Below are 24,011 nucleotides of genomic sequence, written 5' to 3' on the forward strand. Positions count from 1 at the left end.
CCCTAGGTGGTGTAGATAAAGGTCTAATTCTAGGCGTACTTAAACCTCATATTTTTTTCGATGACCAATCTGGACATTTGAATTCAACAAGTTCTGTTGCTCCCTCAGTTCATATACCATTTGGCGTTAAGAACACAGACGCTATCGTGGAAGGAAAAATCTCCCAAACGCCTCCAGAGGGACAGCAAGCCGTTGAAAGCTAAATTAAAGTTAGTATCTTTGGCTGTGGCGGTAATATTTTTAAGGTCTACCGATTCAAATAGCGAAGCATATTCTGATATTTGTGGATTGAACGATCGAACCACACCAGCCTCGAGATAATTCTCGGGCTGGTTATCTTTTTTCCGGATGGACGTTATCGAACTCTGTAACAACAGGGCAATCTGCTATTGAGCTTCACTCTGCCCCCCCACATTAAATTACTTACGCCACGACCGTTTGACTGGATATAAACGCCAACGACTGCCGGTTAAAATGCTCCGGCTGCTCCACATTGCAGACATGGCCGCAGTTTTCGATGATGGCAAGCTGGCTGTAGGGGTCGCGGGCGACCTGCTCGCGCACCGGGGCGAGGAACATATGATCCTCCTCCCCCATCAGGTAGAGGGTCGGGATCGCCAGGGCGCGCTCCTTGAAGTAGCGCATCAGGGGGTTAACCTCGGTGGCGAGGCGGAACCAGCGTTTGAACTCCTTCTGGCAGAGTTTGCGGGCCTCGCGCACGAACAGGTTGCGGGATTCCTGATGGTGCTGGCGCGGCATGATGATGAAGGCGAACAAGCGGTAGAGCCACATGTAGGGCAGTATGTGCTGGCCGACCCGGCCGAGCTGCACCAGCACCCGGGAGCGAATGTCGAGGCGCAGTATGGCGCCGCCGAGCACCATGCTCTTGACCCGCTCGGAGCCGATCTCCGCCAGATGGCGAATAAGGATGGTGCCAAGGGAGATGCCGACAAAGTGGGCGGAGGGAATGCGCAGGTGATCGAGCAGGCGCAGTATGTCTTCGGTCACGGCTCTAAAGCTGTATTGACCCTTGACCACTTGCTGCAACTGGTGGGATTGGCCATGACCGCGCAGGTCAAGCAGCAGCACATTGAAGTGCGCCCGATACGCTTTGAGCTGCTTGAACCAGATATTGGAGCTGCCACCGGCGCCGTGCACGAATACGACCCAGTCATGTTCGGGGCCCAGTTCAAAGGTCTTGTGATACAACATCTGACGTGGCCTCTCGCGCTGGTTATACTGGCGCGCATCTTATCAGATCTGCTCGCGCGGGGAAGCCTCACCCCGCGCAGGCCTCACCGGAGCCCGATATGAATCTGACCACCCTGAGAGACTTCCTGCTGAGCCTGCCCGGCACTCAGGAGGACACCCCCTTCGGCCCGGAGATCCTGGTCTATCGCATCGCGGGCAAGATGTATGCCCTGGTCAACTGGCAGGCCGAACCTCTCTCCATCAACTTGAAATGCGAGCCTGAGCTCGCGCTCTTGCTGCGCGAGATCCACCCGCAAGTCAAACCCGGCTGGCACATGAACAAGCAGCACTGGAATACGGTGACCCTGGACAGTCAGCTGGACGAGGCGCTCTGGCAGGGCTGGATCCTGCACTCCTATGAGCGGGTCATCGCCGGGCTGCCCAAGGCCAAGCGGCCCCAGGCGGTGAAACCATGACGGCATCGCAACCATCATCAGGCAGCCAAGAGGCAGATACTCTGCACTGCGTGCCACTTTGCACCGCCCACATCCCGCGCCTCGCAGCGCTGTTCGAGCGCACTGTGCGCGAGCTTGGCCCCGAGCACTACAGCCCGGAGCAGGTTGAGCAGTGGGCGCGGGGGGGACAGCATCCGGGCTTTGCCGACCAGTTGCAGATGCATTACGGCTGGGTGCTGGCGCAGGGTGACGCGCTGCTTGGCTTCATTACCTTGAGCCCGGATGGCCATCTCGGCCTGCTCTATGTGGCGCCTGAGCTGCGCAGGCAGGGGCTGGCCAGCCTGCTCATCCGCCGCCTGGTACAAGAGGCCAGGGCCTTGGGTCTGACCTGGATCGACACCGAGGCGAGCCTGTTCAGCTACCCGCTGTTCCTGCGCCACGGTTTTGAGCTGGACGGATTGGAGCAGGTAAGCCGGGGCGGCGTCAGCTTCACCCGCCATCGCCTGCACTTGAACTTACAGTGATGAACTTGCGCGGACGAGCTTGCCAAGCTGAGCCTGACCACTAAAATACGCCCTGATTTTTTCGATGAGGTAGAGACCCCATGGTGGTTGAGAGTGATGGTTATATAGCGCTGATTGAGTATTTAGTTGAACGGCTCAACCTGTTCGAGAGCCACCAGCAGGGGCATGGGAGCCTGACCATAGAGGATCTGGTCAGCGAGCGAGTCGCCAGCAGCCTGATGGCGCTGTGCGAGCAGAACCCCCAGCTCGATGCCGAATTGCGGTTCGTGATGATGCAGGAGGCCGATGCCGTGGTCGCCGATCTGGAAGAGGTGCTCTCTGCCGTCTGGTTGCAGGCCCCGACCGAGCCGCAACTTGCTTTCTTGAACGAATTTATTGATCTCATCAAGAACCTGTTCGACAGCGCCATCAACTGACCCCGACGCGCTGAGGGGGTCACATGTCAGGGAATCTCTCATCTCCCTTCGCCCCTTACCCAAGGAGGCTTGACCGATACATGCTTCACAAGACATTGATTGATCAGCAGAAATGAGAAGGGCCGCCCCTGGAGGGCGGCCCTGCTTGCTATCATGGTTGGGAGGCTCATCATGTGTCTGGCATCGCGGCCATCCTTGGCTGCTATCTAGTTAGTCCACTGCCCTGCTCGCAAGTTCCTTCTTTTCTGCACTTTATTTCAACTTTTTTGCAACCCCTAACAACAAGTTCCGAAAGGAAACAATCGGCTCGTTAGCGCGCCAGGCTTGGCGGCAGGCAGACACCTATGCCACCGAGGCCGCAATAGCCTTCCGGATTTTTATGCAGATATTGCTGATGATAATCCTCGGCATAGTAGTAAGGGGCCAGGGGCACTATCTGGGTGGTGATGGTGCGCGTATCACCGCTTGCCACCATGGCATCCTGATAGGCGGACAGGCTCGCCTCGGCCAGAGCCTTTTGCTGCTCATCGGCATAGAAGATGACGGATCTATACTGGCTGCCCACATCCCCGCCCTGGCGCATGCCCTGGGCCGGATCATGATGCTCCCAGAACAGACGCAGCAGATCCTGATAGCTTATCTGCGTCGGATCGAACACCAGTTGCACCGTCTCGGCATGACCGGTCTGGCCGCTGCACACCTCTTTGTAGGTCGGGTTGGGGGTATGCCCCCCCTGATAGCCGGCCGTGCTCGAATAAATGCCTGGCTGCTGCCAAAACAGCCGCTCGACACCCCAAAAGCAACCCATGCCAAACCAGGCCAGCGCCAGACCCTGGGGCCAGGGGCCTTGGGTCGGGTGACCATTGACCGCGTGCACCTGACCAATCACCATGGCTTCATCACGGCCCGGCAGGGCCTGATCGGCTGACAACATCTGTTCCATCTGTTCATCCTTAAATAGCGAGCCAGGCTCGCGCCGCTGGCACGTCGCCCGTCCCTGACATCGGCAAGAGCTGTGAAGATAAGGAGTTTGCCCGTTTGGATCAACCGCCCTCGCCTCCATGGCCACTCTCCTTGGCGCCCATCCTGCTCCTGTCATCTCATGTCCCCTGACTCGGCCCCCGCCCCTGTACGGGCAATAAATCGCACCAAATCAATATTTAGTCTTGATTTGTGAATTTATTTTCATATATTGGGCCCATTACTGTTTTTTTATGGATGTATCTCGAGTGCGCGAACGTGAACCCAGCCTGGTCCATGCCTTTCGGCAATCCACCCCCTATGTCAACGTACACAGGGGTGCCACCTTTGTGCTCATGATGGGCGGCGAGTCGGTCGCTCATCCCAATTTTGCCAACATTGTCAGTGACATCGCCCTGTTGCAGACCCTCGGGATCCGCCTCGTGCTGGTATTCGGTGCCCGCCCCCAGAATGATGAGGCCCTGGCCCGCGCCAACATAGAGGCCCAGTACCACAAGCGGATCAGGGTCACGGACGATCAGAGCTTCGCCCTCATCAAGCAAGTCAGTGGCGGTATGCAGTTCGACATCACCGCCAAACTCTCCATGGGCTTGGCCAACACCCCCATGCAGGGCGCCCGGATAAGCGTGGTGAGTGGCAACTTCGTCACGGCCCAGCCGCTGGGGGTCGATGACGGGGTCGACTACTGCCACAGTGGCCGGGTGCGCCGCATCGATGTGGAGGGGATCGTTCGCCAACTCGATCAACAGAACCTGGTACTCATCTCCCCCATCGGCTGTTCGGTCACCGGCGAGAGCTTCAATCTCACCTCCGAAGAGGTGGCCCGCCGCATCGCCGTGGATCTCAAAGCCGACAAGCTGATCTGTTTCAGCTCAAGCCAGGGGGTCATGGACCGCCATGGCCAAGCCGTCTCCGAGCTCTTCCCCGAGCAGGCTGAGGAGTACCTGATTGAGCTGGAGCAGGCGGGTGAGGAGATGTCCGGCACGGCTCGCTATCTGAGAGCGGCCATCGCCTCCTGTCGCGGCGGAGTGCCCCGCTCTCACCTGGTCAGCTACCAGGAAGATGGCGCCATGCTGCAGGAGCTGTTCAGTCGCGAAGGTCTTGGCACCCAGATAGTGCGCGAGAGCGCCGAGCAGGCCCGCGCCGCCACCATAGAGGACATTGGCGGCATTCTGGACCTCATACGCCCGCTGGAAGAGGACGGGATCCTGGTGCGTCGCTCCCGCGAGCAGCTGGAGATGGAGATCGACAAGTTCACCATCATAGAGCGTGACGGCCTCATCATCGGCTGCGCCGCCCTCTACTGCTTCATGGAAGAGGCCATGGCCGAGATGGCCTGTGTGGCCATTCATCCCGAGTATCGCAACTCCAACCGGGGGGATCAGCTGGTCGCCAAGGTGGCTGAACGTGCCAAGCGCCTCGGCATACGTCAGCTGTTCGTGCTGACCACCCGCTCCATCCACTGGTTCCGGGAGCGCGGTTTCGAGCCTCTGGAGGTCGAGGCCCTGCCGGTGGAGCGTCAGCGGCTCTACAACTGGCAGCGTCGCTCTAAGGTTTTGTCGAAGACTATTTTTTAAGCTGTTGATTTTGCGCTGCCTTCGACAGGAGATTGAACTTTTTTCGAAACTCGATTGACAGTGCAATCCAACGCGGGTTATTTCTAATTGCACTCCATCCCCAGCGGATGGAGCCAGAAGAGGAGCGTTGCCCAGGTAGATCGGAGCAGGACACCAGCGTCCTATGATGCCGATTGAGGGGGAGCAGCGCCGAGATGATGCAGGAGACTGGTCTCCTCATCATCGGCTACGGGGGCTGAATCCCCCGGGTTGTCATCGGTAGTGTCTATCCAATACCCGCGCCAGACTCTGGCTGGGTACTGGATGGGTTCTACAGGTGGAGCGCTTCTGGCCGGGATCCTTTGCTATTCCTGCCATTTTCCGCCCTCCCCTGTCTATTTCCCCCACGGATCCGGATTTTTGATATTTAGACAGGAGCATGCAATGAACCCTTTCAATGTCGCCAAGTTTGGCGGAACCAGCGTCGCCAATGCCGCCGCCATGAACAACTGCGCCAACATAGTGCTAGCCAACCCGGCAACCCGCTTGGTGGTGCTGAGTGCCAGCTCTGGCGTGACCAATCTGCTGGTCGCCCTGGCCCAGGGCGAACTCGATGAAGGGGAGCGCGAGGCGCAACTCGGCAAATTGGCCGACATTCAGCAGAGCATATTGCAAGACCTCGGCCAGCCGAGCGAAGCCTCTGCCATCATCCATGGCCTGCTCGGCGACATTCGCAAGATGGCGCTGCAAGCCACCCAGCAGACAGATGCAGAATTGGCCGATCGCCTCATCGCCTGCGGCGAACTCATGTCAACCCGCCTCTTTACCGAGCTGCTCTGCCAGCGCGGCGTCAAGGCCCAGTGGCAGGATGCACGCCAACTGCTGCGCACCGACAGCCGCTTTGGCAAGGCAAGCGTTGATCTTGGCGCGAGTCGCGTTCTGTGCCAGCAAGCACTGGCGCCCCTGCTCGGCGACACCCTGATCATCACCCAGGGCTTTATCGGCGCCGACGGCGATGGCCGCACCACCACCCTCGGCCGGGGCGGCTCGGACTACAGCGCAGCCCTCTTTGCCGAGGCCCTGGACGCCGCCACCATCGAGATCTGGACCGATGTACCCGGCATCTACACCACGGATCCGCGTCTGGTGACCCGCGCTCGTCCCATTCCCGAGATAAGCTTCTCGGAGGCGGCCGAGATGGCGACCTTCGGCGCCAAGGTACTGCACCCCTCCACCCTGCAACCTGCGGTGCGCCGAGACATTCCGGTGTTTGTCGGCTCGAGCAAGGATCCCCAGGCCGGTGGCACCTGGATCCGCGCCAGCACCCAGAGCAGCCCGCTGTTTCGCGCCGTGGCCCTGCGCCGCCAGCAGGTGCTGGTGACCCTGCACAGCCTCAACATGTTCCACGCCTACGGCTTCCTGGCCGAGGTGTTCGGCATACTCGCCCGTCACCGCATCTCGGTAGATCTCATCACCACCTCGGAGGTGAGCGTGTCGCTCACCCTGGATCACACCGGCAGCCAGAGCAACGGCGAGCCTGTGCTCGGCGACAAGGTATTGGCCGAGCTGGGTCAGCTGTGCAAGGTGAACGTGGAGACGGGACTCGCCCTGGTGGCCCTCATCGGCAACCGGATGAGCGAGGCAACCGGGGTCGGCAGCCGGGTGTTCGATGCCATGCGCGATCACAATATTCGCATGATCTGTTACGGCGCCAGTGCCCATAACCTCTGCTTCCTGGTCAACGAGGGCGAGGCAAACCAGATAGTGAACCGCCTGCACCAGGAGCTGCTCGACTAAGCCACCCAGGCTTGACGACAACAAGGGCGCCATCAGGCGCCCTTGTTGTATGTGGCCAACGCTCAGAGGGCGGCCTTAAGCTGTGACTCACACCCGCTCAGGCGCGAGCAGCCAGCGCCTGGCCTGCTCGCGCTGGTTCGCCAGCAGGGTGAGCTGCTCCCCCTGGCTTTGATTGACCACAGTCCCCCCCGCCGTCAGCTCCTCATAACAGTGGCCCAGAGCATGCTCCAGCCAATCGAGGCGCTTGAGGGTCAGCGGGGTACAGCTCTGGCCACTGAGGTCGTCTTGGACGTCCAGCCAATGACTGCGGTACATGTCCTTGAGCCAGTTGGCCGCCAGCCCCTCCTCGCTCGCCAGGGCGATGCGCCACTCCTCGCCAAGGGCAGCCAGTCGCGCGAGCACCGCCTCGCAGGCCCCCTCCCGGCCAAGGCGGGCCAGCTCCTGCTCGGCCCAGGCCAGAGTCAGGCCGCGCCAGTAGGCAAATTGCGGCAACGGATTGGCGACCCCGAGCCAGAGCCCTGACAGGGTGCGGGTCTCGAGCCGCTCCACCACATGAAACTGCGCGTCGCACAGGCCATTGGAGTTGAACTCGAAGCGGGGGTCGAAGGGCCACATATAGCCGAAATCGAACACGCTGATCTGCTGGCCGTCATCGAGCAAGTTGCCCGGGCTCGGATCCCAGTCAAACCAGCCCCAGCGCGCCAGTTCGCCCTGCACCGCCAGCATCTGGGCCAGATTGCGTTCATTGAGCTGCTGCACCGGCTCGCCGCGCAACCAGGGGGAGAGCAGTATGCCGGCCCGGGCCGAGCCAAAGCTGGTACAGACCACATTGGCCAGGAGAGTGGGGTGCTGTTCGCGCAGGGCTTCTATCTCCCGTCTGCGCTCCAGCTCGGTGAGAAAGGCGGTCTGACCATCTATGTTGGCCACTCGCGACTCGGGAAGACGGCGCTTGAGGCACCAGTGATGCCCCTCGACCTTGAGGTGGAGTACCTGGGCGGTGAGGCCGCTGTTATGGACCTCGAGTACGGCAGGGTGCCCCTCGTGCAGACTTTGCAACTGAGTCAGCGTCAGAGGGCAATCGCGCTCACGACCGATCTGGATCTCTTCATCACGCTGCAACATCTGCAGCAGTCTCGCCTGACGTCCAACAACCTTAGGATTCATTGCAGCCTCTCCCATCGTTATTGAGAGAGTAGACAGCTCTGTGCTCGGCTCGCCAGCCCCTTGCACTCATGATGCCGCTTTCATCACAGAAAGAGCTGTCGCCAGCGGACCCCGATCACACAAGCGCTATCCAGGTGGCTGTTTCCCACATCGATGCCACTGGAATGGAACTAACTAAAAGCGTGGCGATCAGCTCACCACCACCCCCTTCAAGTCTGCATCATGGTCAAGTCGCTTCACCCCATCGCCAACTGGCGTCAATACAACAAGGCTTAATTGACCATGGTTCTCTCACCTTTTGGGTTGATGCGGATGCCATGGATAACGGGTTCCACCACGACCATCACGGGCGGCAGGGATGCAGCCTGTGCTGCACCGACCAGACCATTTCTACTTTTTTGATGCTCCAGGGGATGTTCAGCCTCTCCCTGCAAGCCACCCAAGGGCTACTCGATTCCCTGCCGGAGTTGATGAATGTGCTGCCGTGCCCCCCGGACAACAGCTGTGTCAGCAAGCTGGCCCGCACGGTGAAGGTGGCCTATCGGCTGCATGTCAAAGGGGCGCATCACCGACCTGGTTATCGACTCGACCGGCCTGAAAGTGTGGGGGGGAAGACGAGCGGAAAGTCAGAAAACACGGCGCCGAGTCTGGCGCAAGTTGCATCTGGCGGTAGACCCGGCGCGCCACGATATCGTGGCGACGGAAGTGTCGCAGGAAAACGTTCATGACGCTGAGGTGCTGCCGACCCTGCTCAATCCACTGCGGTGCAGGCTGGGCACCCTTTTATGCGGATGGCGCCTACGACAGCTAAGCCAGCCATCAGCGGATAGCACGCAAAGGAGGGGCAGCCTGTATCCCGCCTCGCAAGAATGGGGAGCCATGGAAAAAGGAACATCCGAGCAGTGAGGCTGTGCAGGTGATGCGCAAGGAAGGACTGGCTCACTCATCAAAAACGGCAGGTCGATAGCGAGCACGTCTATGATCCGCACCAGAGTCGGATCAAAGTTCTTGCGCAGCGCTTCGGCCCACAAGCGGGGACTTTTTGCGGCGTCCGCATCAGGGCCGTCGGCTGGCCTATTAGCTGGGCGGCGCTGACGACTTCCCCAGTGAGCGCCGTCGGTGCAATCGGGATAGCGCTGTTGGAGAGTTGCGATCAGCCATTGCGGGCCGCAGCAGGGCAAGCGTGATGGATGTTCTCATAGAGATTTCTCTGTTTACACCGGCCGCAGAGCGCGCTTCCCGGTAAAACCGCCTCCTAAACCGGACGTGCGTTGTCGGTGTGGCAACGCACGCAGCGGTTATGCAGAACTGATCATCGAGGCCCGCCGCAGGAAGGCGAGCATGCGGTGCAACTGTGCCCCGGCGGCAGTGGACTCGATGACTCGTAACACATCAAGTGATGTCTACCGAGTTCACTTCGACAGGTGTGCCTTCCAGTAGTCATCCACCTTTTCACTCTGCTTGCTGAAGTCACCAAGCGGGGAGAAGCGGTCTTCTTTTACGAGTGGAGCGGCGTCCAGGCCGGCTTTGGTCGTGCCCAATACCAGCAAGCTGACGTCAGTGGTCGTTTTGAAGTTATCCCAAGGCACCGGGACGTATTTCTCACCGAATCCGAATACGCCTCCTCGACCCAGCACCAGATAAGCGATCTTGCCGGTCTGCGGACTCATAACGATATCGTCGACACTGCCAAGGTCTTCACCTTGCGGGTTGACCACGCCGGTGCCGACCAATTGATCGGAGCGGAAGGCGGTGTCACCTTCGGTCACAGGTTGCGCTGCTGCAATCTGCTGGGCCCGCCAGCCCGGCACGTCCAGCCTGGCCGCTCCACCTTTTTGCAAATCAGCGGAGTAGCTGTTGTAGATATCGCGCGTCGCGCTAAGCATTACCTCACAAGCCTTTTGCTCACCGTGCTGCGCCAGAATGTTGGTGGAGGCGATCATCGTACGAACTTCGTAGCCCGGTCGCGCGCGCCGGAAACTTGCCTCTGGCTGATGGGTGCCAGCGCCACTGACCGGCATCATGCCACGACCGCCGTAGCCATACATCGGATAACCATATCCGTAGCCGGAACCGTGCATCCAGTAGCCATCCTTTTGCATCTGACTGTCGAAGGCGCGTAGATCACTCAGGCACTTCTTCGCCGGCTGCCTGGGGTTGGCGGCTTTTGCATCCGCAGGCGACTTGCGTGCCGCTGCGGTTTCCGGCGATGGTGCCGCAATCAGTGGGGCGGCGAAGCCAAAGCAAAAGAACGCAGCCAAGGCAGTGGCAAGCGCTGATCGTGTCATTATTCTTGTTTCTTTGTTGCATTGCATGGCGTGTTTCCCTGTGGCGTTATGGTCCGAATTAGGCGGGTTGCATATCTAGCTTCAGACGCGGACCAGATGGGCATTAAATCGCTGCTGCGAGTTACTCCCCGCTCTCCCAATAGCCGGGACGGCCGTAGTGTTCGTAGATTCTTGATTCCTGCTTGCGATCCAGCGCTGCCGCTGCATCGTAGTGAGGCGCGTCTTTCACGGCCTGGCGGGTAAGGTTGACCGAAACCTTGCCATCGGCCCAGCTCACTTCCTGGATCCATTGCGGAGGGATCAATACTTGATGACCAAGCCACCAGTTGCTGGTATCCACGATGATGTATCGAATGGCCCAGGTCTCCATGTCGACGATCAGACCCTGTAAGTGACCGATATCGCCATCGCTCGCGTGGATATGGTAGCCCCTGACCGCTTTGCAACTGCGCAGATGGGGATCGTCATCATGATGCGCCGTAGCGTCGGCCGCAGCCACTTCGGGCTGTTCGAGCGACTGTCCCACACCAAGGCTGGAATAGCCGCTCATGAGCACTCCCGGAGAAGCGCCTTCGCCCCAGAATCCGGCACCTCCCCAATAATAGGGATAACCGTAGTACCCCATGTAATCCATCTCTTGCTGCCGCGATACTGGCTTGTCGCTGTCGATGATAGGGCTGTTCTTGACTTGCTCGCGGGTCAGCGAAACCGGCAGCAATTTGGTTGACCAATCGGCCGTGCCGGCGGCAATGGGCGAGATCAGCACTTTGCGGCTGGACAGCCATGAGCCGGTCTCGACGACAAGGTAGCGAATCACCCAGGCATCGTCATCAAAGTAGAGGTTCTTCACGTCGCCGATGGTGCCATCGGTGGCGCCTATGGCGAGATCCTGCAGGTCTTTCATTTGGCGAAGCATCGTGTTCTCCCTTTCTAAGTGGTTGAACGCAGAACATCGACAAGGCAAGGTCAGTGGATACCTGCTGCTTTATCCAGGGTCACTCGGCGTTCGTTCAACCGGGCGTCCCTATTAAGTCCTGCGCCATGCTGTTCTACAAACCAGCTCATCGAGCCAGCCGTGAATTGCAAACCTGATCATGACAACAGATCTTCCCGGTTACCGTGCGGTAGCGAACACAGCTTCCGCTTAACGCTTTGCCTGCAGAGGTTGATCAGTCTGCAGTTTGCTGCGCCGGCGCCTGAGAAACCATGGCATGACCAAGATGCTCAACCCTTAAGTTTCCACGCGTGCCATGATGGTTTCAGTAAGCCAGTAACCGCTGCGGCCATGATGATCGTAAAGACGATCCTCTCGCTCGCGGTTCAACGGCTCTGCAGACTCGTAGACGGGTGAGCTTTTGAGTGCGGCAACGTCTAGGCCGACCGAAACGGTTTTGTCCAGCCAGCACCCGCCTCCAATCCAATCCGAAGCGATCAGCTCGTTGTGCCCCATCCACCTGTTGCTGGTGTTGATCACAAGATAGTGAATCGGATTGATCAACAGACTTTCGACATGTCCGACATCACCGTCAGTGGCCTTGATGCGATAGCCCATAATGGCATCGAAACTGCGCAAATGAGGATCATCGCTCTCGGGGAATCCTGGGCGGGGATGGGAAACCGCAGGCCGCTGGGGAGAGGAACAAGGGGATTTGCAACGCCGGGGCAGATCAAGAACGGCAAACATGATGGGAGACCTGCGAGGTGCCGGTTTAAACAGTTGCTGGCAGGAAAAATCAGTCGGTCACTTGGGGCTGGGGAATGAGCAGCCTGATGGCTGAGTTAGTAAACAGCGCCGCTATCCAGGCTTCAGCATTAATTCATTTATCTGTCATTAAATTGACAAGCAGGAACAAGCCCAGCACCATCGGGTCAAAATTAACACAAGCCAAGTCTGCCTCGCCACGCTCAAAGGATGAGCCCTTATGTCTTTGTCTCCCCCCGGCCGCCATTCGCCACGGGTTTCCCTGCTGCCAGCCCTGACGCTGGCACTGCTGTTTGTGCTGCTGCTGTTTACCCTGTTGCTGCCAAAGTTAGGTCCGGCCAATCTGCTGAGCCCGGCCGCGCCCTTGATTCTGGGCCCGGCCGACAACCCCATCGCCACCCTGGTGCGCCACTCCCTGCTCTACAAGAGTGATAATCGCGGACTCTATCTGGTGGTGCACAGCCAGTGGCAGCTGAGAAAGCCGCTGCAAGCCGGTGACCGGGTACTGGTCGAGCTGCTCGGCGAGCAGGGGCAGCGCATCGACCAACTGAGCCAGCGGGCCGACAAGAGACAAAAGTGTGGCAAGCAGGGCTGTACCCTCGATATCAACAGCACGCTCAGGGCGCCGGACGATGCCTTGTCTAACCACTATCAGCTGAGGGTCGGCCTGTTGCTGGCGGACAGGGAGGATAGCGGTGAGTTTCGCCAGATCTTGCAACCCCTGCCGGAGCAGGGCTTCAATCTCAGCTACCTGCTGATAAGCCTGGGGCTGGTGCTGATGATCTGCGCCGCCATCTTGCGCATCTGCCTGCCCTTGCTGCGCAAGAACCTGACATGGCGCCTGCTCGGCTGCCTGCTGCTCGGCAACCTCACCTTCGTGTTGCTCCATGGCTTCGTGGTGTTCCGGGTTGGCGAGTTCCTGCTCTGGTCCGGCTTCAGGCCGGAGCACTATTACCTGGCATGGGGCAGCATGGTATTTGGCTGGGGACTCTGCGCCCTGGCCGGTTTCAATCTCTATATGGGGCTGATTTTCACCCTGCTGTGCGCCGTGGGACTGCTCGCCAATTTCATGAAAATTGCCATCTATGGCGTCCCCCTTGGCGGTGACGATCTTGGCAATCTGCTGGCCCTTGCCCGGATCCTGACCGAGCAGCACCCTGTGCTGCCCTGGGCGATAGGCCTGGTCCTGATTGGGCTCTGCTGGTATTTCGCCCTGTCGCGTTGGGTGCTGCGCGCCCTGGCCGCCACCGCCGCCTTCTTCGCTCTGTGCGTGTTCGCAACCCAGGCGGGCAACCTGCTGCTCGGTGCCAACATCCGCTACGTGGACAGGGCGGTCAACTATCACAGGGACATCATCCGCTCGGGCCCCGGCCTCTACCTCTTCAATCTGGTCAACGAGATGCTGCAAAGCGGCAATATCTTCCGCTATCCATTGCAGGCCAATGATCTCACCCCCCAGCTCAGCAAGCTGCCCAATCCGACAGCGCCACGCTGGGATCTGGTGATAGTGCTGCAATACGAGTCGCTCTGGCTCGACTGGCAGGCCAACATCTGTGCCCCTGCCCCCACCCTGAACCTGCCCGCCAGCGTGCAGCAGTGGCACAAGACCATCCGCTCCCCCACCACGGGCGGCATGACGGTACTGGCGGAGTTCGAAATGAATACCGGCTTGCCGGTCGGCCTGCTCAAGCAGGGCATAGTGCCTTACTACTACATGCGTGACAGCGTGCCGGGCCTGGCCCAGACCGCCAAAGCGAGCGGCTATCGCACCCTGTTCGCCCACCCCTATACCGAGAAGTTCTGGGGGCGGGAGAAGGCCATTCCTGCGCTTGGCTATGAGGAGCGCTGGTTTGTCGATCGTTTCACCAGCCTGGAGCACAAGGGGCTCTATGTATCGGACCATGCCCTGGTCAATCATTTGCTCACACGCAGCGAACAAGACAGCCAGCCGCTGTTTGCCTATGCGGTCACCATGCAGGGTCATGGCCCCTTCGATGCGGCCCGCTATCTGGCCCAGGAGCTCGACAAAGCCTGCCCGGACATGAGCCCGGCCCAGCGCCAGCTGCTCAATACCTACTACACCGGGGTGGTCGATGCCATGGCTTCCCTCGAATACCTGCTCAAGGCGCTCGATGGGAGTGACAAGCGTTATCTGGTGCTCGCCTTTGGCGATCATCAGCCCTTCCTGATGTCGGCGAGCAAGGGCATTCATGGCAAGCAAGCCCCCCGGGATGCCAACTACCAGATCCCCATGATGGCCTTCACCCGCAATGATGGCAGCATCGCTCTCGAGCAGCAGTTTGGCGCCGTGCGTCAGCTCTATCAAATGGGCCAGGCGACCCGGACCCTGCTGGCCGGGGATCTCACGCCGCTGGCCGACAAGCCGCTGCTCCACCCGGTATTAGGGGAAGAGAAAGGGTTCAAGGCCGCCCCCCTGGTGCCGCAGATCCGCGAGAGCTTCCGCCCGGACAGCCTGCCCTGACGACCGGCGCCGTTGCCAAGAGCGTACTCTCACTGCGCAAGTGTGGTTGGGCGCGCCCTCAAACAAGAGGCCGCCCTGTCAGGCGGCCTCTTCATAGGATAAAACGTACTCAACACCACCAGGGCTCAAGCAGGCGTAACTGCTGGCGGTCAAGGTCCAGCTCGGCCTGAACGCCCAGAGGCAGCGTCAGCATGGGGTGGGTATGGGCACAGTCAAACTCCGCCAAGATGGGGAAGCTCGGCTCGCCAATCACCTCCAGCAGAATGTCGAGGGGGCCCTTGCCGCTCCCCTGATCGTTGAAACCCTCGTGTTTGCCAAGCAATAAAGCGCCAATCCGATTGAAGATACCGCACAGCTTGAGGTGGGCGAAACTGCGCTCCACCGTCTCGGCAGATTTGAGGCTATCCTCGAGCAACAAAATGTCCCCCTCCTCGATGGCAGGCATATAGGGGGAGCCCCAAATGCCCGCCATGGTATTGAGATTGCCCCCTATCAGCCGACCACGTACCCGACCAGTACCCACCGAGACCAGCTGGTTGGGCCGGCACTGCTTGGCACGGCGCTGGTTATCCCAATCGAGCCGCTCTTCGCTCCAGAGGGCCGGGGTTGGCAGTAGATAGGGCAAGGAGGGAGTTTGCGCACCGCAGATCGCCAGAAACGCCGCCAGCGTCTCGTCCACCAGCGGAGGCAACTCGCCAAAGGAGGCGACCAGGGCCGGGCCATAGAAGGTGACCAGCCCTGTCCTGGCCTGAATACCGAGCAGCAGCGCCGTCACATCCGAGTAACCGATGATTATCTTGGGATCCCGGCGCAGCGCCTCGTAATCGAGATAGGGCAGCAGAGAATTGGAGTTGCTGCCGCCGATGACCGACATGATTGCGCGCACCTGCGGGTCGCGGATCAGCGCATTGAGCTCATCGGCTCTCGCCGCTATGGTGCCGGCGCGCCAGTGATCCCGCTGGCCGGTGAGCGAGCCCGCCTTGAGCAAAAAGCCCTGCCCCTCAAGATACTCCCTGGCACGGGCGAAGCGGGTCGGCGCCCAGACGGTTGCCGCGCTCGAAGGCGAAAAGAAGCCGATGCAGTCGCCACGCTTGAGTCTGGGAGGGAAAATGGGGCTCATCAGATCACGACAGCGGTGCCGCTGACGCTCACCATCAACATGCTGCCGTTCTGACCGACCACTTCATAGTCGAGATCGATGCCGACCACCGCATTGGCGCCAAGGGCGGCGGCGCGCTCCTTGAGCTCGTCGAAGGCGATCTCCCGGGCCCGGGCCAGCTCTTTTTCATAGGCGCCGGAACGTCCGCCTATGATGTCGCGTATGCCGGCAAACAAGTCCTTGAACACGTTGGCGCCGAGGATCGCCTCACCGACGACGATGCCGCGATACTCGCGAATGACCTTGCCTTCCAGGGTAGGGGTAGTTGAGAGGATCATGACGTCTCCTTGTTGAGCTGATTGAGTGGGTGGAATGCGCGCGGCATGAATGCCGCTACAGCCTAACAGGCAATGGTTGACGAGGTAACCCTGTGCCCCCCGAATGAGCGGCAAGAGGGTTATCCAGGTCACACAAAAGCAACCACTTGATTACCCTGTCAAATCTCTATCTATAATCATGCGGCGCCATTGATTGGCCTTCATTCAGATCCTGTCTGCCCGGGTCGCTGGTTCGCGACGCCCCGGCTGGCTTTGTTTCAGAAGGGACATACATGAAACAACATACATTGCTGCTGCCCCTGTGCCTGCTGGTGACCATCCCCTGCCAGGCCGGTGGCCTCTATTTGTACGAAACGGGCACGGACGATCTCGGTCTGGCCTCCGCCGGCATGGCGGCGAGGGCTCAGGATGCGGCAGTACAGTTCATGAATCCGGCAGGATTGAGCCATCTCAAGGGACGCCACCTGACGGTCGCCGGTCAGTTGCTCTATGGGGATGCACCTTACGATCTCGATGACCCGACGCAAGAGGATGTGGATACGGTGATCGGCTGGTTTCCTGCCGCGTCTTTCTATTACAGTCAGCAGATAGATGATCGCTGGTCCTTGGGCTTTGCCACCTACGGCAACTTCGGGCTGGGGCTGGATTTTGGTGACTGGGCAGGCAAGCAGCTGGTCAAGGAGGCCACGTTGATTGCCCTGACCCTGCAACCGTCAGTGGCCTACCGCGTCGATGAACACTGGTCGCTCGGCGCCGCCCTTGGCATCAACTATGGCCTGTTTTCCCTCAAGCGCGATACGCCCCAGGGCGGGAGCAAGCTCGATGACAGCGATTGGGCCCTCAATGCCAAACTGGGGCTCTTGTATGAGTTTGACCAAGGTACCCGTGTTGGCCTTGGCTATAGCAGTCCGGTCAAGTATCACTTCGACATCAATACCCAGACGACCATCAACAGGCCCAGCCTGCCCGCCATCACGGTCGACCTGCCCCTCTCCGGCCTGGTCAACAGTCCCCAGCAGTTGATGGTCAGCGGCTATCATCAGCTCGCCCCTGACTGGGCCATCATGGCCAACCTCGGCTGGCAGGATTGGAGCGACTACAACAACAACCAGGTCGCGGTCTTTAATCAGGCCAACGCCTCGAAAAACCTTTATCAGGATACCTACCACCTGGCCCTCGGGCTCCAGCACAACCTGAGTCCCCAACTGACCTTGAACGGGGGTCTCGCCTTCGACTCCAGTGCCTACAGGGATCAGGACAATACATCGCTCATGCTGCCAAGCGGCAACACCCTCAGGGTGGGAACAGGCTTCAAATACGCTCTTAACGAGCAAGATGCCATCGGGGCGGGTTTTGAATATGCCCGTATTGACAGCGCCCGCGTGCAGGAGGATCACCTCTCCGGTCGCTATGACTCTCCCGCGCTCTATTTCTTTGCGGTCAACTACAGCAAGCGTTTCTGATCCGGGCAGGGATGCAGATCGCACAATGAAAAAGGGAGAGGCCTCGGCCTCTCCCTTTCGTCATCGCGTTCCGACGGGACTCAGTGCAACTTCAAGGTCGGTCTCAGTACCCGGTTGATGCGACCCACCAGCATGATGAGGCCGGTCTTGATGTAACCGTGCAGGGCGACCTGGTGCATCCGGTACAAGGAGATGTAAACCAGACGGGCGATATAGCCCTCCACCATCATGGAGCCGCGCATCAGGTTGCCCATCAGGCTGCCCACGGTGGAGAAGCGGCTCAAGGAGACCAGAGAGCCATGGTCGTGGTAGAGATAGGGCTTCAGCTCGCCACCTGCCAGCTTGGCCAGGATGTTCTTGTAAGCCTGGGTCGCCATCTGGTGGGCAGACTGGGCGCGAGGTGGCACAAACTTGCCATCGGGCTGCGGGCAAGCCGCACAGTCCCCGATCACGAAGATGTTTTCGTCACGGGTGGTCTGCAGGGTCTGATGCACCACCAGCTGGTTGATGCGGTTGGTCTCAAGCCCGGCGATATCCTTCATGAAGTCCGGCGCCTTGATGCCCGCGGCCCATACCATCAGATCCGCTTCGATAAGTTCGCCATCCTTGGTGTGCAACCCCTCGCTGGTCGCTTCGGTGATCATGGTGCCGGTGCGCACATCCACCCCCAGCTTGGCCAGCTCCTGATGGGCGGCGCCGCTGATACGCTCTGGCAGGGCAGGCAGAATGCGCGGACCCGCTTCGACCAGGCTCACCTTCAGGCTGTCGGTGGTGAGATTCTTGAAGCCATAGGCATAGAGCTGTTCGACCGCGTTGTAGAGCTCGGCGGAGAGCTCAACCCCGGTGGCACCGCCGCCGACGATGGCAATCTTGACCTTGTCCCCTTCCTTGTATTCAGTCGCGAACTGCAAGAAGCGGTTCATCATCTGATCGTGGAAGCGGTGTGCCTGGGAGGGGCTGTCCAGGAAGATGCAGTGCTCCCGGATCCCCTTGGTGTTGAAGTCGTTGGAAACTGAACCTATTGCCATGACCAGGATGTCGTAGGAGAGCTCGCGCTCGTGCACCACCAGCTCGCCATCCTCATCGTGGATAGGGGCCAGCACGATGCGCTTCTCATCACGGTTGATGGCGGTCAGGCTGCCAAGCTGAAAGTCAAAGCCGTGGTTTTTGGCATGGGACTGGTAGCTCAGGGCATCGATGCCCGCATCCATGGAGCCGGTGGCCACTTCGTGCAACAGAGGCTTCCACAGGTGGGTGCGATTGCGGTCCACCAGAGTTACTTGCGCCTTGTTCTTCTTGCCCAGCTTGCGGCCCAGACTGGTAGCCAGCTCCAGTCCGCCAGCCCCGCCGCCGACGACAACGATATTGGTCATGGTGAATTTCCTCAGTCTTATTTAAAGCTAAGGGAGCCGGCGGCTCCCTTGAAGTTGAATCCATGACGTGACTGTTTCAGGCCTCTTTGAAGGCCTTCATCCGCTGCAGGTGGTGAGAGATGTTCTTGAACTTGTGACTCTCTTTCTCATCCCACACGATGTCGTAATAATTCTTCAATTCACGCTCAATGTCCGCATTATTACGCACTTCATCTTGGACGGAAAGGATGCACAGGCAATTTCCTGAGTTTTTATTACGAAATTCTGACACACATTTGGTGCCTATATCCTGATACTCCTCGGGTCGGTCGATGCGCCCTTCCATGTTGATTTCGGGGTGCAAGTTAGGGTTGAAGATGACCTGCTTGATGCCGCACAGGAAACCGATCCGCTCGCTCCAGTATCCCCCGAGGCCAACGCCGCAGATGAGGGGTTTGGGATCCGAACTCATGTCGAGCTGTTTCTTCACCTCTTTGAGCAGGTGACTCATGTCGTGCCGGGGATGAACGGTGCTGTAATGAACGAAGCGCACATCATCATCGATATACTGCAACTGCAGCACTTTCTCATGATTGCCAAGGCTAGTGGCATCAAAGCCATGCAGATAGATGATCATGGTAAGACCTCAGACTCTGTGTCGGTTCTATCGAAACTACCGCAGCAGACGGGCCCCACGCCACCAAAACATGCGGCTTTCTTGCTTTGGATCACGTCGCTCATCGTCGTCTGCGTCCGGCCTTGCCGTCATAAGTTGCTATTCTTCAAACACAAAAAACCACGGACGGGGTCGGCGTGAACGCCATTGCTCTGAGTTATCTGCTACTGGCGGCCCAGATGGGACTGTATGGGATCCTCTGGTCCCTGACCGCCTGGTTGGTGCGCAGCGAACGGCTTACCGGCCTGCTCGGCGCAGCCTACTCCCTCTGCTGGGCGGGTGCCCTGGCACTGTTTGCCCAGCGCGGCACCCTGCCCCCCTGGCTCAGTTACACGGGCGCCGATGTATTGGTGCTCTGTGGCTTCACCCTGTTGTGGGGCCGGGCCTACTGCTTTGATCAGGGTCGTTTTCCCCTGCGGCGCTGGTCACTGGTGACCCTGCTTGGTGTCTTGCTGCTCATCTGGGCAGGACCTGCGCCAGAGCGCATGGGCCTGCGTCTGCTGCTGCTCGCCCTCTTCTCCGGGGTCAGCAGCTTCCTGATGATCTGCTACTCGGCCCGCTCCTTGCGCCAACAGGTGGGTACGCCGCTGAGCTGGCTGATCTGCATGCTGGGGCTGGCCGCCATGCTGGCCTGGGGGGAGCGGCTCCTGATGGCGCAAAGTCTGCCGATCCCGACCCAGGATTTCGTCTACCAATCGAGCCACAACATAGCGGCACTGCTGGTGATCTGGCTCATCACCATCGCCCTGCAGCTGGGGCAGTTCTTCATGGTGGTATTGCGCAACACCCGCAAGCTCAACGAGCTATCGGTGCGCGACACCCTGACCCAACTCCTCAACCGGCGCGGGTTCGAAGCCCGATGGCAGGAGCTCACCACGCTGCCACGCGCGCTGCTGCTCATCGACGTGGATCACTTCAAGCAGGTCAACGATCGCCACGGCCACGACGTGGGCGACAGGGTGCTATGCCACCTGGCACAGATCTTTCGCAACCACCTGGGCGCACAGGCCTGTCTGGCCCGCGTCGGGGGGGAGGAATTTGCCATCTTGCTGCCGGGGGAGGACTTGGCCAATGCCCATGGCCGCGCCGAGTATCTGCGCAGCCAGATAGCCGCCACGCCACTGCACAGCGAACAGGGGCCGCTGCATGTCACTGTCAGCATAGGGGTGGCCGCCTGCCAGGGGGGATCTCTCTCCGACCTGCTCAAGCAGGCCGATCTTGCCCTCTATCTCGCCAAGCGGCGTGGTCGCAACCGCGTCGCCTGCCAGCAGGAGCTGGCGGTGCAGATGAGCTGAGCGCCCACGGTCAGCTCGCCTTCATGATGACCTTGTCACGTCAGTTGCAGATTCGGCGTGCCACTGGCTCAAGTCGGCAAAACGGTTCACCGCCTCCTCGACCCTCTCCAGGCTCTGCTGCCAGAAGGCGGAGGTGCGAATATCCAGCCCCAGATGTTTTGTCACCAGCGCCTCGGCGCTCATGCGACCCGTGTCGCGCAGCAGGGCGCGATAGGCCTGGGCCACCCCGGTCTCCCCTGCCCCCTTGCGCGCCATCAGCTGGCCATAGACCCCCAGGCTGAACAGGTAGCCAAACAGATAGGGGTAGTTGTAAAACCCGAGCCCCGGGATGGCGAAGTGACCCTTGGCGGCCCAGAACAGTGGGAAATACTCCTCCAGGCTCTGCTCGTACCAGCGCCCCCAGGCGTCATCCATCAAGGCCTTGAGCCGGACACTGCCGACATAACCCTGAGCCCGCTCTCGCACCAGTGCCTGTTCGAAGTCGAAGCGAGCCGGAATATTGAGCAGGAAGGTGGCGGCGCTGTCGGCTTCCATCCAGGCAATGGCCTCGCGATCCCCCTCCTCGGCACGCTCGAACAGGGCGCTGCGCACCAGGGTCTCGGCAAAGATGGAGGCCGTCTCCGCCAATGTCATGGGATAGGCGCGCTGGCTCATGGGCAAATCCCGCAGCAACCAGTTGTGCCAGGCGTGGCCCAGCTCATGGGCCAGGGTCACCAGATTTCTCATGCTACCTTCGTAGGTAAGAAAGACCCTCGGCTCCACGGGATCGGCAAACTTGGTGCAGTAGGCACCGCTCTGGCGATGCGGGCTCGGCGCCGCATCTATCCAGCCGCGCTCGGCCATCATGCGGGCAAAATCCCCCATCTCGGGGTCGAAGCTGGCAAAGGCTTCGGCTATCCAGTCGATGGCCTGGGCGAAGGGGATACCCTGCCCCGGGCGCGCCACAGCGGGGGCGGCCAGATCCGCGACGCTCATCCGTTTGATGCCAAGCCGACGCCCCATCACGCCCAGTGCGCGCTGGCCCAGCTCGCGTCGCTCATAGCTGGCGCTCATCATGGCGTCCAGGGTGACGCGCTCGATGCGGTTCTGGTGGCAGGAGAGGCTCAAGGCATCCAGGGGACGGCCGGACTGGGCACCTCGCTGGCGAGCCAGTTCCAGACGCCAGCCATTGATGGCATTGAGGATGGCGGCCACCGTCTCCTGCTCCCCCTCCCAGGCATGGCTGATGGCGCTCTGGGCTTGCTGGCGCAGAGCGCGATCCCCGCTGCTAAGCAGGTTGCTGGCCTGAGCCAGCCCCAGCTCGCGGCCTTCGACGCGCAGTCGCAATCGGCCCGCCAATTCGCTATAGAGGTTGCCCCATGCGTGCAAACCATCGCTGCCCAGACCAATGACCAGTTGCTCCGCCGCAACGGGCAGCCGTTGATCGGCCAGCCGCCGCTCGTGGCGCAGCCGAAATGCCTCTTCACCGAGCAGGGCATCTGCCATCAGGGCGTCGAAGTCGGCGTCCGGCAGGGTGAGCAGCAACTGCTCCATGGGAGCCAGCGTCTTGAACAAGTCGGCATTGAGGGCGCGGGCACGGGAAGCCTGGGTTTTTGCCAGGGGATCCTGGGCATTCTGGCTGGCGGCACTGGCGGCCAGCACGGCAATGTTCCAGCCGATGTTGCGAATGCCCTGGGCGCGCTGGCGCACCTTACGCAGAAATGTCAGGCGCGCCCCGGGTTCCTCACAAGCCGTCGTCAGCTCGCCCATGAAATCGGCCAGCTCACCGAGCCGGCGGCGTGCCAGGGCCAAGTCAGCCTCCAGCTCCAGGCTGTCGAGACCGGGATAGATGTGTTGATTGTCCCAGCATTGGGGATAGACGCTCTCTTGGTTCATCTTTTCTCTCTGTGCAGAATGGGCTCTTTTGACACACATTGTTAGGGAAAGGCTATCCGCCGCCGGGCACGGCCCCTCATCAATTGGCAAGGGATTGCGAAGTCAGATCAAGCGCTCGAAGCGCACGATCGCCTCCTCCACGTAGTTCAGGCTCTCATGCCAGAAGTCGGGCTCCCGGATGTCCGCCCCCAGGTGCTTGGCAATGAGATCTTCGGCGCTCATCCTGCCCGTGTCGGTGAGCAGGGCGCGATAGGTCTCGGCGAAGCCGCTCCCTTCCCGCACCTTCTGGGCATAGAGACTGAGGGCAAACAGATAGCCGAACAGATAGGGGTAGTTGTAAAAGCCCACCTCAGAAATGGAAAAATGACCCTTGCTGGCCCAGAACAGATCGTCATGACGGCTGAGGCTGTCACCATACCACTGCTCCATGGCCGATTTCATCAGGCTCCTTAGCTGACTGGCCCCGACATAGCCTTCGCGGCGGGCCGCCACCAGGGAGAGCTCAAAATCAAAGCGCGCGGGGACATCGACCAGCAGCGCCGCGGCACTGTCGGCGTCCATCGAGGCGATGATGCGCCGCTCGCTCACCGCCTGGCTGCGCTCAAACAGGGCGTCGCGCACCAGGGTTTCGGCAAACAGCGAGGCGGTTTCCGCCAGGGTCATGGGGTAGTCCCGCTGCTCCAGAGGCAGGTCACGCAACAACCAGCTGTGCCAGGCGTGGCCCAGCTCATGGGCCAGGGTCGTCAGATTATCCACAGTCCCCTCATAGGTGATGAAGACCCTGGGTTCGGCGGGATTGACGTATTCGGTGCTGTAAGCCCCGGTGCGTCTGTGCTGGCTGGGGGCCGCGTCTATCCAGCCCCGCTCGGCCATCATCAACACGAAGGCCCCCATCTCGGGGTCAAACTCGGCGAAGATCTCCGCAATCAGGACGATGGCCTGCTCAAAGCCGATCGGCTTGGGTTCACTCACCGGCGCCGGAGCATGGAGATCCCAGGGGCCGTAATCGCGCAACCCCAATGCCAGCGCCTTCGCCTTGAGGGCGCGTCGGCCGAGGCTGCGGCGCTCCCGCGTCACTCTCAAGAGGGTATCCAGGGTCTGGCGACTGATCTGACTCTGGTGACAGGAGAGATCCAGGGCATCGAGCCGGCGCTGCCCTCCCCGCTGGCGAGCGAGCTCCAGGCGCCAGCCATTAATGGCATTGAGGATGGCGGCCACCGTCTCCTGTTCCGCCTCCCAGGCGGCGCGAATGGCAAACCAGGCGGCCTTGCGCCGTGCCTGCTGCGGATGGCTGAGCAGGTTGGTGGCCTGAGCCAGCCCCATGCACTCCCCTGCTATCTGTGGCATCAGCTTGGCA

21 protein-coding genes, 1 pseudogene and 1 riboswitch are annotated in these 24,011 nt (G+C 60.2%); of the genes and pseudogenes, 10 read left to right on the top strand and 12 right to left on the bottom strand.

Annotation, left to right across the window (positions count from 1 at the left end):
• The coding region (locus G113_RS20530) for a 5'-nucleotidase (protein ID WP_161618907.1) at nt 1-203 on the top strand (203 nt) is incomplete at its 5' end.
• A 220-nt stretch (nt 204-423) separates the two neighbouring features.
• On the opposite strand, the gene G113_RS08590 is transcribed toward G113_RS20530, so the two are convergent.
• Nucleotides 424-1,212 carry an alpha/beta fold hydrolase gene (locus G113_RS08590; RefSeq protein WP_005899001.1) on the bottom strand — a complete coding sequence of 263 codons (789 nt, stop codon included), beginning with the start codon at nt 1,210-1,212 and terminating at the stop codon, nt 424-426.
• A 98-nt stretch (nt 1,213-1,310) separates the two neighbouring features.
• On the opposite strand from G113_RS08590, the gene G113_RS08595 reads away from it, so the two are divergent.
• From G113_RS08595 to G113_RS08605, 3 genes are all read left to right on the top strand, one after another.
• The gene (locus G113_RS08595) at nt 1,311-1,667 is read left to right on the top strand and encodes an MmcQ/YjbR family DNA-binding protein (RefSeq protein ID WP_005899004.1); all 357 of its coding nucleotides are present in this window, start codon (nt 1,311-1,313) and stop codon (nt 1,665-1,667) included.
• Nucleotides 1,664-2,170, top strand: coding sequence for a GNAT family N-acetyltransferase (locus tag G113_RS08600; RefSeq protein WP_005899006.1), 507 nt, complete (start codon nt 1,664-1,666; stop codon nt 2,168-2,170). The genes G113_RS08595 and G113_RS08600 overlap by 4 nt, the downstream gene beginning before the upstream one ends.
• Nucleotides 2,171-2,250: 80 nt before the next feature.
• The gene (locus tag G113_RS08605) at nt 2,251-2,586 is read left to right on the top strand and encodes a DUF3802 family protein (RefSeq protein ID WP_005899008.1); all 336 of its coding nucleotides are present in this window, start codon (nt 2,251-2,253) and stop codon (nt 2,584-2,586) included.
• A gap of 310 nt (nt 2,587-2,896) precedes the next feature.
• On the opposite strand, the gene msrA is transcribed toward G113_RS08605, so the two are convergent.
• On the bottom strand, nt 2,897-3,529 hold the full coding sequence (gene msrA, locus G113_RS08610) for a peptide-methionine (S)-S-oxide reductase MsrA (RefSeq protein WP_005899009.1): 633 nt from the start codon (nt 3,527-3,529) through the stop codon (nt 2,897-2,899).
• 286 nt (nt 3,530-3,815) lie between these two features.
• On the opposite strand from msrA, the gene argA reads away from it, so the two are divergent.
• Nucleotides 3,816-5,144 (top strand): amino-acid N-acetyltransferase, encoded by a 1,329-nt coding sequence (argA, locus tag G113_RS08615; protein WP_005899011.1) that lies wholly within the window; start codon nt 3,816-3,818, stop codon nt 5,142-5,144.
• A 109-nt stretch (nt 5,145-5,253) separates the two neighbouring features.
• Nucleotides 5,254-5,479: riboswitch (Lysine riboswitch) on the top strand.
• An 88-nt stretch (nt 5,480-5,567) separates the two neighbouring features.
• Complete coding sequence (lysC, locus tag G113_RS08620) at nt 5,568-6,920, top strand: lysine-sensitive aspartokinase 3 (protein WP_005899013.1); 1,353 nt, start codon at nt 5,568-5,570, stop codon at nt 6,918-6,920.
• Between the two features lie 87 nt (nt 6,921-7,007).
• Here lysC and G113_RS08625 read toward each other — a convergent pair whose 3' ends face one another.
• Entirely contained in the window at nt 7,008-8,084 is a 1,077-nt protein-coding gene (locus G113_RS08625; protein ID WP_005899014.1) for a protein kinase family protein, read from the bottom strand.
• A gap of 222 nt (nt 8,085-8,306) precedes the next feature.
• Here G113_RS08625 and G113_RS08630 point away from each other — a divergent pair.
• Nucleotides 8,307-9,045, top strand: a pseudogene (locus G113_RS08630) (IS5 family transposase); the annotation flags it as partial.
• Between the two features lie 451 nt (nt 9,046-9,496).
• On the opposite strand, the gene G113_RS20235 reads toward G113_RS08630, so the two are convergent.
• The 3 genes from G113_RS20235 to G113_RS08645 all read right to left on the bottom strand — a co-directional run bounded on the left by G113_RS20235 (nt 9,497) and on the right by G113_RS08645 (nt 12,056).
• Nucleotides 9,497-10,399, bottom strand: a complete 903-nt coding sequence (locus G113_RS20235; protein ID WP_083940370.1) for a PRC-barrel domain-containing protein — start codon at nt 10,397-10,399, stop codon at nt 9,497-9,499.
• Nucleotides 10,400-10,493: 94 nt separating this feature from the next.
• Nucleotides 10,494-11,288 (bottom strand): PRC-barrel domain-containing protein, encoded by a 795-nt coding sequence (locus tag G113_RS08640; RefSeq protein WP_040319059.1) that lies wholly within the window; start codon nt 11,286-11,288, stop codon nt 10,494-10,496.
• Between the two features lie 315 nt (nt 11,289-11,603).
• Nucleotides 11,604-12,056: a hypothetical protein gene (locus G113_RS08645; RefSeq protein ID WP_152435996.1), complete on the bottom strand. Its 453-nt coding sequence runs from the start codon at nt 12,054-12,056 to the stop codon at nt 11,604-11,606.
• 238 nt (nt 12,057-12,294) lie between these two features.
• On the opposite strand from G113_RS08645, the gene G113_RS08650 reads away from it, so the two are divergent.
• The gene (locus G113_RS08650; RefSeq protein ID WP_005899026.1) at nt 12,295-14,556 is read left to right on the top strand and encodes an LTA synthase family protein; all 2,262 of its coding nucleotides are present in this window, start codon (nt 12,295-12,297) and stop codon (nt 14,554-14,556) included.
• A 109-nt stretch (nt 14,557-14,665) separates the two neighbouring features.
• On the opposite strand, the gene G113_RS08655 is transcribed toward G113_RS08650, so the two are convergent.
• Both G113_RS08655 and G113_RS08660 read right to left on the bottom strand, forming a co-directional pair.
• Nucleotides 14,666-15,676 (bottom strand): S66 family peptidase, encoded by a 1,011-nt coding sequence (locus G113_RS08655; protein ID WP_005899028.1) that lies wholly within the window; start codon nt 15,674-15,676, stop codon nt 14,666-14,668.
• Nucleotides 15,676-15,993 carry a heavy metal-binding domain-containing protein gene (locus G113_RS08660; protein WP_005899030.1) on the bottom strand — a complete coding sequence of 106 codons (318 nt, stop codon included), beginning with the start codon at nt 15,991-15,993 and terminating at the stop codon, nt 15,676-15,678. The genes G113_RS08655 and G113_RS08660 overlap by 1 nt, the downstream gene beginning before the upstream one ends.
• 272 nt (nt 15,994-16,265) lie before the next feature.
• Here G113_RS08660 and G113_RS08665 point away from each other — a divergent pair, with 272 nt between their 5' ends.
• The gene (locus G113_RS08665) at nt 16,266-17,456 is read left to right on the top strand and encodes an OmpP1/FadL family transporter (protein ID WP_005899032.1); all 1,191 of its coding nucleotides are present in this window, start codon (nt 16,266-16,268) and stop codon (nt 17,454-17,456) included.
• An 80-nt stretch (nt 17,457-17,536) separates the two neighbouring features.
• On the opposite strand, the gene G113_RS08670 is transcribed toward G113_RS08665, so the two are convergent.
• Both G113_RS08670 and ycfP read right to left on the bottom strand, forming a co-directional pair.
• The gene (locus G113_RS08670) at nt 17,537-18,829 is read right to left on the bottom strand and encodes an NAD(P)/FAD-dependent oxidoreductase (RefSeq protein ID WP_005899035.1); all 1,293 of its coding nucleotides are present in this window, start codon (nt 18,827-18,829) and stop codon (nt 17,537-17,539) included.
• 76 nt (nt 18,830-18,905) lie between these two features.
• A complete protein-coding gene (gene ycfP / locus G113_RS08675) occupies nt 18,906-19,445 on the bottom strand; it encodes an alpha/beta hydrolase YcfP (protein WP_005899037.1) in 540 nt (179 codons plus the stop codon).
• A gap of 176 nt (nt 19,446-19,621) precedes the next feature.
• Here ycfP and G113_RS08680 point away from each other — a divergent pair, with 176 nt between their 5' ends.
• Nucleotides 19,622-20,779 (top strand): GGDEF domain-containing protein, encoded by a 1,158-nt coding sequence (locus G113_RS08680; RefSeq protein ID WP_005899038.1) that lies wholly within the window; start codon nt 19,622-19,624, stop codon nt 20,777-20,779.
• 21 nt (nt 20,780-20,800) lie between these two features.
• Here the strand turns inward: G113_RS08680 and G113_RS08685 are convergent, their stop codons facing one another.
• Nucleotides 20,801-22,654 (bottom strand): M3 family oligoendopeptidase, encoded by a 1,854-nt coding sequence (locus tag G113_RS08685; protein WP_005899040.1) that lies wholly within the window; start codon nt 22,652-22,654, stop codon nt 20,801-20,803.
• Between the two features lie 102 nt (nt 22,655-22,756).
• Nucleotides 22,757-24,011: M3 family metallopeptidase (locus G113_RS08690; protein ID WP_005899041.1), on the bottom strand; the 1,255-nt coding region annotated here is incomplete at its 5' end.

It is taken from the genome of Aeromonas molluscorum 848 (assembly GCF_000388115.1).
Lineage (GTDB): Bacteria > Pseudomonadota > Gammaproteobacteria > Enterobacterales > Aeromonadaceae > Aeromonas > Aeromonas molluscorum.